The following is a 12,982-nucleotide window of genomic DNA, read 5'->3' as shown; positions in this document are numbered from 1 at the left end:
GCTGTTTGAGAATGATACTCATTATCACATTGCCACGCCGCCGGCGTCAATTGGCGTGGGCTCCCAGGCGCCAGCGCTCCTGCCACTGTTGCAGATCCGCCCAGGCTTGCTGCAGCGCGGTGGCGGACCAGTGCAGCAAGCCGTCCAGCGCCAGCACGGTGCGGCGCAGGTGGATGCCGTCGAAAAACACGTGATCCGCCACGACGGTGGCGGCCAGCCAGGCGGCGATGATGACGATGATGTCGTGGCGGCCGCTTTTCCACCAGCGCAGCGAGTGGCGTCGGAAGATCCACGGCACGCCCAGCGGATTGGGCCAGTCGGCCAGCAAATGCATGATGCCGCCGGCCGCAAAGCCGAACAGGGGCGGCGCCCACAGGTGGTGCGGCAATTGCAGGTACGTGTAGACGAGCAGGGCGATCCAGGCCAGGCCCCAGTGCGTCCACGTGCGGTGCGTGATCCACAGCCGGTGCGTGCGCGCCCACCAGGCCACTTCCAGCCAGTCCGGCGCCGTGCCGCCCAGCGCGCCCATGACAAAGGCGAGCATGCTCAGCACTTGATAGGGGCCGCCGGCGCCAGCGTGCGCGACCAGGGCCGCGGCGATCACGCCGGCAGCCCAACCGGTCGCGTGATGCGCTTTGTTGGAAGCCATAGGAAATGTAAAACGCCATGCGGGCGCTGTGTGAAGTGCGGGGAAATATTAACTGGATGAATATACAGTATTCAAGGGCGGGAAGGGGTGCTATTTGCAGAATATCGGCGATTGAATTGTTAAATTGTGTGTCGGAATAGCCTGGCCAGCGAACCCGGCAACTCATGCCGGCCGGTCAAGTGTGTTGTGCGGCTGATAATGTAATCGGCGCAGGGCGCGCTATGCTGAAAGCAGTGCTGCCTTTTTGAAGAGGTTTCGCCATGAAAATCCCACGCGAATTACAGATTCCCGCCATCGTGTTCACGCTGGAAGCGGTGTTCATACTCGGCCTGTCGATGATTTTTCTCGTGCTGGTGCCACGCTAGCGTCCGAAAAAAGGCCATAGCTGCGTTGCACTGCCTTGCCGTACATTCGTACTGTCTTCGGCAGCGCGCCTTGCTCTGACCATTTTTCAGACGCTAGCGGTCAGGTGGCGGGAGGCGTCGTATCAGGCAGTTTGCATGGTGCTATCGCACAGGGCCGCGCCTTCGGTGCGGATGATCCAGCATTCCGGATACGGTTCGCTGGCGAAGCGGTTGTGCCGCGCGAAGCCGCTGAGCTTGTCGAGCGCGGTGGCGGGCGCCAGCGCGGTTTCCTTGCCGCTGGCCGTGTCCAGGTGCCAGAAACCGCCATTGCGGTGGAATAGCACGGGCAGGCAGCTGGCTTGCGGCGTGGCAAGGTGGCTTGCCGGCGCAGGCTGGGCTTCCGGCAGCAGCAGGTAAAAACACTCGGCGCGGGCGCCGTGGTCGATGCGGTGCAGGATCACGCCGTGCGCGAGCAGGGCCGTGACGCTGAGCACGACGATGCCCTTGATGCTGGCAGACAATTCGATGCGCATGCCCAGACGCAGGGCGACGGGCTTGTGCTTGCCGGGCCACACGCCATCGAGCAGCACGCCGTAGCGCGACACATCCTCGATTTCAAAGCCTTGCTGGCCGCGCCGGATGATGGCGTGGCGGCCCGACAGGCGGCGCGTCAAGCCATTGTTGTCCTGGCCGTCGGGGCTGAAATGGCTGAGCAGCACATCGGCTTCCGGGTCCACCAGCTCGAAACGCCCCAGCATGCATTCTTCCAGCGCGAACAGGCGGATCTGGCGCTGCTCGCCCGCTTCCGGCGCCGCATTGACGAGGCAGGCGGCCTGGCTCGGGTGCGGATGGCAGTGGCTGGCGGCGGGCAGATCGACTTCGATCAATTCCTCGTCCCAGGCGATGGTGGTAAAACCCATGTCGATCTTGCCCTGCGGCGCAGACAGATCCACGTGGGCGATGCCGGCATTGCGCGCCGTCACGTCGAGGTTGCAGCCGTCGCCGCCCGTCACGCGGGCGATCGAGGCGTCGTCGGCCATCACGCGCACGTTTTTGTGGGTGCTGAGGAAGATCTGGTGGATTTCCGTCAGGGTGGCGTCGCGGCGCGGCACGAGGATGACGAAGGTGCACACCCATTTCTGCGCCACGGCGCCATCGACGTGGCTGTGCACTTCGACTTCGATCTGGTATTGCCCGTGTTCCTTGTTGCGTGAGGAAAACTCGACAAACACGGGACGCCAGTCGCCGCGCGTGGTGCGCACGAAATCATGCTGGACGGCACCGCGCGGGATCAGGTCCGAGCGCAGGCGCAAGGTCAGCTGCGGCGCGCAGGCGGCGCTCATGCCGCGCAATTCCATTTTCAAGGTTTGCCGTCCGCCTGCCGCGCGGGGATCGAAGCCGCTGATGTGCAGGTGGGCTTGCACGGGCTGGTAGGCGGCGTGGGCGGCGGCGGTAACGACGGCAGGCGAGGCCGCTGGCGTGGAGGCCGGCATCGCCGGGGAAATGCGGGTGGGCAGCGCTGGCGCGGCTGCGCCCGTCAGCGGTGCGGTAACAGCGTCAGCAGCAGGGGCGTGCGGAAGCGCCGTTGCCGATGGCTCGGAACGGGCGCTGCGCAGTGCGGTCAACAGGTCGTAGCTGCTGGGGGCAGTCGTCGCTTGCGGGTGGTTGCCCGCGCAGACTGTTTCCCCAGGCAAGACCCAGAACGTACAGTGCGGGTGCTCCGGGTTGCTGCATTTTTTCATGACATTCTGACTCGAATCGAGCGGGGACATTTTGCCCTCTGTTATACATGAGAGCTTACGCGCTTTTGCGCTTGCTTGGCAACTTTCACGGCAGCGGAATGCGCTCTTTTTGTCCAAATTCATGTCCCTGGTCACACCTTGCAATACATGTCATGGAAACTATTGCCCAGAAACACATTTTATATCTTTCTGGATATGTTATTTTGATATTGTATGAAACAGGTTTTCCAGCCATGCACGTGGACGCCGGTCGCGCATGGTGATGCCTGCGGCAAGAGCTGGAAGGCGTTTTGTATTATGCTGGCACAGCCGTTCCCCCGATGCCGCCTGACTTCGAAAGACGACCATGCCTGCCCAACGCCCGCTCCAGCTTGCCATAGCCTATGGCGCCACCTTGTGCGTATTCCTGGCCATCGATGCCCTGTGGCTGGCGGTGCTGATGAAGCCGGTGTACGCCGCGGCGCTGGGGCCGCTGCTGGCGGAGTCTCCCCGCTGGGCGCCGGCGACGCTGTTTTATCTGCTGTACGTGGCGGGATTGCTGGTTTTCGCCATTTTGCCGGGCTTGCGCGCGCGCCGCGGGCGCACGGCGGCAGTGCTGGGCGCGCTGCTGGGCCTGCTGGCCTACGGCACCTATGATTTGAGCAACTATGCGACCTTGCGCGACTGGCCGCTGGCCTTGACGGCGATCGACATGGCCTGGGGCGCCGTGCTGTCGTCCGTGTCGGCGACGGCCGGCTACCTGGCAGCTAGCCGGCTGGGGCGGTGAATTCCGCATCGAAGCGCAGCGCCAGCACGGTAATGTTGTCGCTATGCAAGCCTTTGGGAGGATGCGAGAGGAAGTCGTCGAACAGGGCGCTGACGGCTTGTGCCGCAGTCTTGCCGGCGCACAAGGCGGGCCAGCGGGCCGTAAGGGCCAACGGGTCCTCGCAGGCCCAGAAGCCGTCGCTGGCCAGCAGATAGTGGGCGCCGGGGCGCACGCGCAGCACGCGGCGGTCGCCCAGGTGCGCGAGGAAGGGCGGCAAGATGGCTGCATCGAGGCCGCGCAAAGGCTTGTCGAGTTGTAAGCTGTCGCCGATGGCGTTGCCTAAAATGAATGCCTGCGAGATTTGCGGGTGGTGTTCGCCGTGCACGGCGGCCCGCCAGCGCGCCTCGTCGAGCGCGCCGCGCATGGCGTACACGGTGGCCGGCACGTGGTCCACGGTGAGGATGCTGGCTGTCCCGTCGGCAATTTCATACAGGCGCGAATCGCCCACGTGATACAGCAGCGGCGCTTCGCCGGGCGGCACTTCCAGCAGGGTCAGGGTGGTGCCGGGCGGACGCGCCTGGGCTGGCGCGGCCTCGGCGAAACTGTCCTGCAGCCGCGTGTGCAGCGCGTCGAGCCTGGCGGCCAGGCTGGCCGTGTCAAGACAGGCGGGCATGGCCAGCAAGCCTTGCACGGCCGCTTCCGCCGCTTCGCGTCCGTGGCCGTGGCCGCCCATGCCGTCGAGCACGGCTGCGCGCACGTGGCCGCGCGGCCAGCCCGGTACCTGGCAGTGGAACGGCGCCTGCCGCGACAGGCAGACGGCGTGGCCGCTGGCATCGATCAGCAGGAAGTTGTCCTGGTTTTCGCGGCGCGGCAGGGGGCCGGCGCCCACGCTGGTGCCGGCGGCGGCGTCGAGCCAGGGGCCGAAGTCAAGTCCGTCTTTGATTAAATGCATCGGTTGGTGCGGTCCAGGCGGCCAGCAATGTTGATCATAGGACACAGCTTAGCCGATATTGTGCAGGGGCGATACCTTGCCTTTCACGCAAAAAAACCTGCGGCAGCAGGCTGGCGCAGGTTTTTCATGGGGCAAGTGCAGGGCGCTGCTTAACGGCGATGGCCCCAGCCGTGACCGCGGCCATGGTCATGGTAGTCTCCGCGGTCATAGTAGTCGCGGCGGCCATGGTCGCGGTAGTAGCCGCGGCCCGGTTGCACGTAGACGACAGCCGGCGGGCCGTAGTAGCGCGGTGGCGGTGCGTAATACACGGGCTGCGGGGCAGGGGCGTAGTACACGGGCTGCGGCGCCGGCGCATAATAGGTTTCGCGGTAACCGCCGCGATAGCCGCCACGGTCGTAATAACGGTCATTCGTGCTGATGCTGTTGCCGACGGCCGCGCCCAGCACGCCACCGACGATCGCGCCATTGCGGCCGCCGGTGCTGTTGCCAATGGCCGCTCCGACAACGGCGCCTGCAACGGTATTGAAGTCGCGGTCACCGGCGACTGCGGCCGAAGACACAGCCACTGCCGCTACCATTACCGCACCCAGGAGTTTCTTGTTCAACATGGCATTTCCTTCCATTCCGGCGAGATCACAATGATCTGCATGGACTGGACTATATCTGCTGTCGCAACCGTGTTCCATGTCTAATACAACTTATTACAATCCTGCCCCGGCCGTAACAAGTCAGCGCAGGCGCGCCTGCCATTCGGGACGCAGCAGGCTGTACATTTTGACATCGCGCATCACGCCATTGATAAAGAAGGCCTGGCGCAGCAAGCCTTCCTGGGTAAAGCCGTTCTTTTGCGCGATGCGCTCGGAACCGATGTTCAGCGGGTCCATCAGCAGCTCCAGCCGGTGATACGGATAGGCGTTGAACAGGTAGTCGACCAGCAGGCGCGTCGCTTCGCTGATGTAGCCGCGTCCATCCCGCTGCCGGTCGAACAGGCGGTAGCCGATCTCGCGCGAGGCTGGCGTGCGGCTCTTGAAGTGCGTGATCGTGCCGATGATGTGCTGGGCGTGATCTTCGATGAGGAACAATTCGCTGTCCTCGGTGACGAAGCCCGATTGCAGGAAGTCGCGCCGCATGGCCTCGGGCGACTTGAATTGCATCGAGAAAAACTCGCCGCGCGAGGGCAGGTCGTTGACGAGGGAAATATAGGTATTCAGGTCGGCGGCCTGCAAATGCCGGACGGTACAGAGTGTTCCCTTGAGCATGGCGGTTTCCGGTAGCGATCACGATTCTGATGGTAATCGACTCTGGGGGGCGAGGCAATCGATCCCGTAAAAGTTGCTGCAATGACAGAATAAATACGCTATCGTAGAAAAAGTCGCGCCTTGCCCATGGCCACGGCGTACCCGCTTCGACCTCGTAGACTGGATTTGAACACATGCATAGCATCCTGACTGGCGCGCCACTGCGCCGTTCCGCCGTATCCCTTGCCCTCGGCTGCATCATCAGCGCCGGCGCCTTTGCCGCCGCGCCGGGCAATGCGCCGCAAGCGCTGGCGCAGGTGCGCGACACCGCGCTGCAAAGCGACTGGGCGTACGCCCGCCTGGCCGACATGACGGATCTGATCGGCCCGCGCCTGTCCGGGTCCGCCGGCGCGGCGGCCGCCGTGCAGCAGGTGGCCGACACCATGCGCCGGCTGGGCGCCACCGTCACCTTGCAGCCCGTGAAAGTGCCGCACTGGGTGCGCGGCGTGGAAACGGCGGAAATCGTCGATTACGCGGGCCGTCCGCAGGGCGTGTCGCAGCGCGTGGTGCTCACCGCCCTGGGCGGCTCCGGCGCCACGCCGGCCGCCGGCCTGACGGCGCCCGTGATCATCGTCAAGAGCCTGGATGAACTCAAGGCGCGCGCGTCGGAAGTGAAGGGCGCCATCGTGCTGATCGACACGCCGTTCGACCAGGAGATGGCCGAGCGCGGACTGGCCGGCGTCACCTATGGCCAGGGTTCGCGCGCGCGCTTCCTCGGGCCGAAGGCGGCGGCCGACCTGGGCGCGGCCGCCGCGCTGGTGCGCTCGGTGGGCGGCGCCGATTTCCGCATCCCGCACGCGGGCGCCACGGGCCTGGACGAGAATAAACGCATTCCCGCCGCCGCCGTCACCGTGGAAGACGCCTTGCTGATGGGCCGCCTGGCCGCGCGCGGCCCCCTGAAAATGCACCTGACCCTGACGCCGCAAAACCTGCCGGAAGCGGACAGCTACAACGTCATCGCCGACTGGCCGGGCACGGACAAGGCCGACGAAGTGGTGGTGGTTTCGGGCCACCTCGATTCCTGGGACCTGGCGACGGGCGCGCACGACGACGGCGCCGGCGTCGTGGCAGCCATGGGCGTGGTGGAAACCCTGAAAAAGCTCGACTACCGTCCGCGCCGCACCATCCGCGTAATCGCCTGGATGAACGAGGAAAACGGCGGGCGCGGCGGCCAGGCCTATTTCGAGGCCCACAAGCAGGCGCTCGGCAAGCAGTACGCGGCCATCGAGATGGATAGCGGCGCCGGCCGCCCGTTCGGCATCCTCGCCAGCGTGGGGCCGAAGTCGGAAAAACTGTTCGCGCCCCTGCGCGCGGCCCTGCTGCCGATGGGCGCGCACGCCTTCACGCGCCGCGACGCGCTGGGCACGGGCGACTTGCACCGCCTGGAAACGGGCGGCGTACCGAGTTTCGAGCCGCTGGTGGACAGCCACAGTTACTTCCATTACCACCACACGGCGGCCGACACGCTGGACAAGGTCGACCCGGAAAACCTGAAGCGCAACGTGGCGCTGATGTCGTCGCTGGCCTGGTTCCTGGCCAATATCGACGGCGAGATCGGCCGCGCGCCGGAGCAGGCCGAGTAAGCGCCATCGCGCGGGCCGCCACCCGGGCGGCGCGCGCCAGTGCTGGCGCCGGCAACTTGGCGCCAGCAATGCATGCCAAGGTAAACACCATGTCGCTACCCGATCTGAATCTGCTGATCACCCTCGATGTCCTGCTGGCCGAAGGCAGCGTCACGCGCGCCGCGCGGCGCTTGCGTTTGAGTCCATCGGCCATGAGCCGCGCCCTGGCGCGCCTGCGCGAGACGACGGGCGATCCGCTGCTGGTGCGCGCCGGCCGTGAACTGGTGCCCACGCCGCGCGCGCTGGAGCTGCGCGCAAGAGTCGCCCCCCTGCTGGGCGAAGTGCTGGCCGTGCTGGGACCGGCGCAGCAGCTGGATCCGCGCCAGCTGGCGCAAACGTTTACGCTGCGTTCGAGCGACGGTTTCGTGGAAAATTTCGGCCCGGCGCTGCTCGCGCATATCGGCGCGCAAGCGCCAGGCGTGCGTCTGCGTTTCGTGCAAAAGCTCGACCGCGAAAGCGTGCAGCTGCGCGAGGGCAGCATCGACCTGGAAACGGGCGTGATCGGCAGCCTCACCAGCCCGGAAGTGCGCACGCGCAGGCTGTTCGGCGACCGTTTCGTGGGCGTGGTGCGCAGCGGCCATCCGCTGGCGCAGGGCGACATCAGCGCCGAGCGCTATGCGGCCGGCCGGCATGTGCTGGTGGCGCGGCGCGACCAGGAGACGGGGCCGATGGACGATGCGCTGGCCGCGCTGGGATTGCAGCGCACGATCGCCAGCATCGTCGGCGGCTTCACGGCGGCGCTGGCGCTGGCCGCCGGCTCCGACCTGATCGCCACCGTGCCTGAACGGCATACGGGCAATCTGCGCGCCGGTATGTTCAGTTTTGCGCTGCCGCTGCGCATGCCCGACCTGACCGTGTCGCTGATGTGGCATCCGCGCATGGATGCCGACCCCGCCCACCGCTGGCTGCGCGGCTGCGTGGTCGACGCTTGCGCGGCCCGGATCAATGCCGGCTGACGCCGCCGGCGCGCCAGCTCAGGGCCAGCAGCAGCCGGACAGGGTGGCGCCGCAGGCCAGGGCCAGCAGCAACAGAGGGACAGGCAGGGATGGGATTGCACGGGTGCGTATCATGCGGAGTCTCCAGTTTTGCTCAGGGTGCGGCCAAGCACGAAAATGACCAGCGCGGCGAGTATCAGCGCGCTGGCCACGCCAAAGGTGGCGTGCATGCCGCCGATCATGGCGGCTGGCCGGGCGCTGGCGATATCGCCGGCGCCGGCAGCGAAGACGGCGCCCATCACGGAGGCGCCCGTGACGAGTCCCAGATTGCGCGACAGATTGAGCATGCCGGAAATGACGCCGCGCTGATCGGCAACGATATTGCCCATGACGGCCGTATTGTTGGCTGCCTGGAACAGCGCATAGCTGGCCGTGAGCAGCATGATGGGCGCGACGTAGCCGGGAATGCCCAGGCTGGCGGGTAACAGGGCCAGCGCCAGGCAGGCGCCGGCCGCGCCGCACAGGCCCGCGCCGCCCATGCGCTGCGCGCCGTAGCGGTCCACCAGCCAGCCGGACGGCACGCCGCAGAACGCCGCCACCAGCGGCCCCGCCGCCAGCACCATGCCGGTAACGGCCGTGCCCAAACCCAGGCCGCGCGCCAGGTAGAAGGGGCCGACCACCAGGGTGGACATCATCACCGTCGCCACCAGCATGCTGGTCGCCAGGCCGGCGCCGAGCGCGGGCGCGCGCAGCATGGCCAGGCGTATCAGCGGCGCCGGCGCCTTCAGCTCGACCCGGACGAACAGGATGGCACCGACGCAGGCGGCCAGCAGCAGCGCCGCGTTGCGTACGCCGAACTGGCCGCGGCCCAGGGTCATGGCCAGCGCATAGGTGCCCAGGGTCAGCGCCAGCAGCACGGTGCCGCGGTGGTCGAACACGGGCCGTTTGGCGTGCGCGCCGCGCTGGTCCGCCGGCAGGTAGCGCCAGGCCAGCAGCAGCGCCAGGCCGGCCAGCGGTACGTTGACGAGGAAAATGGCTTGCCAGCCGAAGCGCGCGATCAGCAGGCCGCCCAGCGCGGGGCCCAGCGTGGTGCCGACTGCGGACATGGTGCCGAGCAGGCCCATGGCGCTGCCCGTCCTGGCCTTGGGAACGGTGCTGCCGACCAGGGCCATGGTCAGCGCCATCATGACGGACGCGCCCAGGCCTTGCAGGGCGCGCGCGGCAACCAGCAGCCACAAGGTGGGCGCCAGCGCGCACAGGATGGAAGCTAGGGCAAACAGCGCGATGCCGGCCAGCAGCAGGCGGCGCCGGCCGACCATGTCGCCGAGGCGCCCCACGCTGACGATCAGGGCGGTGATGGCCAGCAGATAGGCGAGCACGATCCATTGCACATCCTGGAACGGTGCCTGCAGGGCCCTGGCCATGTCGGGCAGGCCGACGTTGGCGATGCTGGTGCCCAGCGCGGGCAGCAGCATCGCCAGGGACAGGCTGGCAAGCGCGCCGCGCACGGGCATCGTGGCGTTGCCGGCCTGGGACGCCTGCTGGCTGGGTGGAGCGGGTTTTGACGGTGCATGCATGGCGTGGCTGATCCTCGAATGGGGTCATTACATGGTATCGAGGGATATGGCATGGCGGAAGGCGCATCATTTGCATTGTGTTGTTGCGTTTGACGCCATGTATGTGGCGCGGCCGGGCCGCCGGGAAGGCCGCTGCGCGCCGGCGGCCAGTACTTCGGACCTTATTTCGAGTAACCCTGCAAATTGTCCGCCGTGTCATGCCGGATGCCCCACCACGGCAAATACGCATTGTTTTCGCCGCGCGCGGAACCACGGTTTGTCGTGGGCGATGGGCCGTACCGTGGCTGGCGGCAAGACCAGCACGCCCGTGACGCCGTCAGGATCGCTGGTGCCCGCCACCAGCACGGGCTTGCCGACGTGGTTCGCATGGGCGATACCCAGGGCGACATTGGTCAGCACCGTGCCTGCGCCCATTTCCCCCAGCAGGGCCGGCGTATTGAAGGTCTGCGGCAGGAAGTCGAATCCCGGCACTTCCAGGGTCAGCGCTTGCGCCAGCTGGCCCAGGCGGTCTGATGACGAGGGCAGGGTCTTGCTGGCGTCGTGGATGACGTAGCCGATGTCTTCTTCCGTCTTGCCGCCATGGCGCGACGCTTCGGCAAATACCGCCTGCGACGCCTGCACGGCGCGCGGCGGCTTGTCCTTGCCCGCTTCAAAATCGGCCACCTTGCGCGAGGCCGGATAGCCTATCCACGCCAGCGCCGCACGCTCCGTCTTGTAATCGGGGCCGGCCAGCACCAGCAGCACCAGGTTTTCATTGATCTGCATGGTCTTCGGCCGGCTCGGCGCATCCCAGTTCATGACCCACACGGTTTGCTTCGGATGCGCTTCCAGGTAGGCCAGCGCGGCTTGCAGGGAGATGAAACCCGCGTTGTTGCCGCCCAGGGTGATGCGCACGTCGGGTGGGGTGGCGCGGGTCCAGAGGGTGGGGAAATTGACATTGCCGATGCTGAAGGTGTCGATAATACGTTCGCGTGTAGTGTTTCTTGCCTCTTCTGGATCCAACTTGCCCGCAGGCAGGGCATATTCGACGTGGATGCCTGCCAGTTCGCGCCAGTTCTGTTTTTGATCTTTGGGATAGACTCGATAAAAGTAGGTGGGGCTGGAGTAGTAAATGTCATGAAATAGGCTGGTTAATTTCCGCACATATTTATAGTGATAGCCCTTGAACGTTTCCGTGCCATCGATATCGTGGGCAATGGGGGCGACGGCCTGCAAGGTGCTGAAACCCCTGGGATCCGTCCTGACCATATCGTCATTCTTGTTGGGTTTGGCCAGGCCGAGCGTCCAGAGCAGCTGCCACTCGGTGGGATAGTCGAGCCGCTGCAGCGGATTAAGCCACTGCAGGCCCACGACTTGTGCCCGGAAGGGAACGTGAGCCGTGGTTGTTGGGAGGCTTTCTTCTTTCGGCGCAGGTTGCGTGGCGCAGGCCGTCAATAGCGCAAACATGGAGAAGGCGGCCAGCATGGGCAGCGCGAGGAACTGTTTCATGAAGTCTCCAGGTGAATGGACATGCTGGTGACCGGCATAGCCCGACCAGATGGACCAACATGCCAGGAAAATGACGAAGAGAAATGTGGCGAGGGCCCAGGCCAGTCGCTGGCGCGGCGCGGCGTGGCAATGAACTTATGCACCGTCAGTCCTCAGCGCAAAGTTGGTGGATGCCGGAAGGTAGTGGCGTTGCGCTTGGGATTGAGGAAGCCGTCATCCGTCAATTCGCGCGCGTAGGTGGCGGCCTGCATCTGTCCGGCCGCCGGGCCCGGGATCGCCAGGTCCTCGTCGCGGCGCTTCAGACGCGCATTCAGGCCGGCGCACAGCCCTTGTTCGGTCTGCTCATACCATTCGCCGTCGGAATTGACGCCATGCACGAAGATGACGATGCCGGGACGGGGCAGGCGTGTGACGGCCTGGAGCAGCGCATGGCTGAACAAGGTCGTGCCTTCGGCTTTGGTGAGCAGGATGCAATTGCCAGCTAGCGTAGGGTCGGGCGACATGCGGGCGCTCCGTCAACGTTAAAGATGAAAAGCGGCGCCCAAGCGAATTCAGGCAATCTGCACTGTATGCGGATTGCCTGAGGTGGGACTTGCGTGGTGTCAAGAAAGGAAGCGCGGCGGGCGGGGAATGCCGGGGAAATCAGATCGCGTTCAGCGGTATTTTGAGGTAGCGCACGCCATTGTCTTCCGGCTCGGGCAGCTTGCCCGCGTTGATGTTGACCTGGATGGCGGGCAGGATCAATGTCGGCATGTCCAGGGTGGCGTCGCGGCTGGTGCGCATGGCCACGAATTGTTCTTCCGTGATGCCGTCGCGCAAGTGAATGTTGCCGGCGCGCTGTTCGGCCACCGTCACTTCCCAGTGCGCCTCGCGGCCGTTGGGCGGGTAGTCGTGGCACATGAACAGCCGGGTCTGCGGCGGCAGCGACAGCAGGCGCTGCGCGGAGCGGTACAGCAGCGCAGCGGAGCCGCCGGGAAAGTCGCAGCGGGCCGAGCCCACGTCCGGCATGAACAGGGTGTCGCCGACAAACACGGCGTCGCCGATCTGGTACGCCAGGTCGGCCGGCGTGTGGCCGGGCACGTGCAGCGCGCGCACTTCCAATGCGCCGATATGGAATACCTGGTCGGGCGCGAACAGCTGGTCGAACTGCGAGCCGTCGGCCTTGGCCGCACCCTGGTGGTAGACGGCGGCGAAGGCCTGCTGCACCGTCTGGATGGCGGCACCGATGGCCACGTCGCCGCCCAGCTGCTGCTGCAGGTAGGGCGCGGCAGACAGGTGGTCCGCATGCGCATGGGTTTCCAGCAGCCAGCGGCACTGCAAGCCATGTTCGCGCACGAAGGCGATCACCTTGTCGGCCGAGGCGGTGGATGTGCGGCCCGCCTTGGGATCGTAGTCGAGCACGGAATCGATGATGGCGCAGTCCCGCCCATCGGCCTCATACACGATATAGGTGACGGTGGCGGTGGCGGGGTCGAAGAAAGCTTGGATTTGTGGAGTCATCACGGCGGCAAGGGAGGGCAATGGGCGGACAGGGAATGGCATTATATCGCCAGAGTTCGCTAAAAAAATGTTGTAAATTCACATTTAACATGCGAAAAACAGATAAGGGATTAGGCATGCGGCCGTCACA

The 12,982-nt window shown here is 65.6% G+C and carries 12 protein-coding genes; 3 read left to right on the top strand and 9 right to left on the bottom strand.

Features of this window, described 5'->3' with window-relative positions:
• Positions 1–46: 46 nt before the first annotated feature.
• On the bottom strand, positions 47–649 hold the full coding sequence (locus O3299_RS10265) for a metal-dependent hydrolase (protein WP_305062247.1): 603 nt from the start codon (positions 647–649) through the stop codon (positions 47–49).
• Between the two features lie 487 nt (positions 650–1,136).
• A complete protein-coding gene (locus O3299_RS10260) occupies positions 1,137–2,735 on the bottom strand; it encodes an FHA domain-containing protein (RefSeq protein WP_305062246.1) in 1,599 nt (532 codons plus the stop codon).
• Between the two features lie 346 nt (positions 2,736–3,081).
• Between O3299_RS10260 and O3299_RS10255 the strand changes: the two genes are divergently transcribed.
• The gene (locus O3299_RS10255) at positions 3,082–3,501 is read left to right on the top strand and encodes a DUF2177 family protein (RefSeq protein ID WP_099667419.1); all 420 of its coding nucleotides are present in this window, start codon (positions 3,082–3,084) and stop codon (positions 3,499–3,501) included.
• Here O3299_RS10255 and O3299_RS10250 read toward each other — a convergent pair.
• From O3299_RS10250 to O3299_RS10240, 3 genes are all read right to left on the bottom strand, one after another.
• A complete protein-coding gene (locus O3299_RS10250; protein WP_099667420.1) occupies positions 3,482–4,432 on the bottom strand; it encodes a PP2C family serine/threonine-protein phosphatase in 951 nt (316 codons plus the stop codon). The genes O3299_RS10255 and O3299_RS10250 overlap by 20 nt on opposite strands.
• Before the next feature lie 149 nt (positions 4,433–4,581).
• Positions 4,582–5,040 (bottom strand): glycine zipper domain-containing protein, encoded by a 459-nt coding sequence (locus tag O3299_RS10245; protein WP_034783918.1) that lies wholly within the window; start codon positions 5,038–5,040, stop codon positions 4,582–4,584.
• A gap of 120 nt (positions 5,041–5,160) precedes the next feature.
• Positions 5,161–5,691 (bottom strand): GNAT family N-acetyltransferase, encoded by a 531-nt coding sequence (locus O3299_RS10240; protein WP_099378762.1) that lies wholly within the window; start codon positions 5,689–5,691, stop codon positions 5,161–5,163.
• A 173-nt stretch (positions 5,692–5,864) separates the two neighbouring features.
• Here O3299_RS10240 and O3299_RS10235 point away from each other — a divergent pair, with 173 nt between their 5' ends.
• A complete protein-coding gene (locus O3299_RS10235) occupies positions 5,865–7,313 on the top strand; it encodes a M20/M25/M40 family metallo-hydrolase (RefSeq protein WP_305052522.1) in 1,449 nt (482 codons plus the stop codon).
• A gap of 89 nt (positions 7,314–7,402) precedes the next feature.
• Positions 7,403–8,308, top strand: coding sequence for a LysR family transcriptional regulator (locus O3299_RS10230; RefSeq protein WP_305052521.1), 906 nt, complete (start codon positions 7,403–7,405; stop codon positions 8,306–8,308).
• 110 nt (positions 8,309–8,418) lie between these two features.
• Here O3299_RS10230 and O3299_RS10225 read toward each other — a convergent pair whose 3' ends face one another.
• From O3299_RS10225 to O3299_RS10210, 4 genes are all read right to left on the bottom strand, one after another.
• The gene (locus O3299_RS10225) at positions 8,419–9,864 is read right to left on the bottom strand and encodes an MFS transporter (protein ID WP_305062245.1); all 1,446 of its coding nucleotides are present in this window, start codon (positions 9,862–9,864) and stop codon (positions 8,419–8,421) included.
• A gap of 195 nt (positions 9,865–10,059) precedes the next feature.
• Positions 10,060–11,352, bottom strand: a complete 1,293-nt coding sequence (locus O3299_RS10220) for a hypothetical protein (RefSeq protein WP_305062244.1) — start codon at positions 11,350–11,352, stop codon at positions 10,060–10,062.
• A 152-nt stretch (positions 11,353–11,504) separates the two neighbouring features.
• The gene (locus tag O3299_RS10215) at positions 11,505–11,855 is read right to left on the bottom strand and encodes a hypothetical protein (RefSeq protein ID WP_305062243.1); all 351 of its coding nucleotides are present in this window, start codon (positions 11,853–11,855) and stop codon (positions 11,505–11,507) included.
• A 139-nt stretch (positions 11,856–11,994) separates the two neighbouring features.
• Positions 11,995–12,852 carry an MBL fold metallo-hydrolase gene (locus O3299_RS10210; RefSeq protein ID WP_305062242.1) on the bottom strand — a complete coding sequence of 286 codons (858 nt, stop codon included), beginning with the start codon at positions 12,850–12,852 and terminating at the stop codon, positions 11,995–11,997.
• Between the last annotated feature and the right edge of the window lie 130 nt (positions 12,853–12,982).

Source organism: Janthinobacterium sp. SUN176, assembly GCF_030587335.1.
Taxonomy (GTDB): Bacteria; Pseudomonadota; Gammaproteobacteria; order Burkholderiales; family Burkholderiaceae_D; genus Janthinobacterium; species Janthinobacterium kumbetense.
This window is presented reverse-complemented; position numbering and strand designations above follow the sequence as displayed.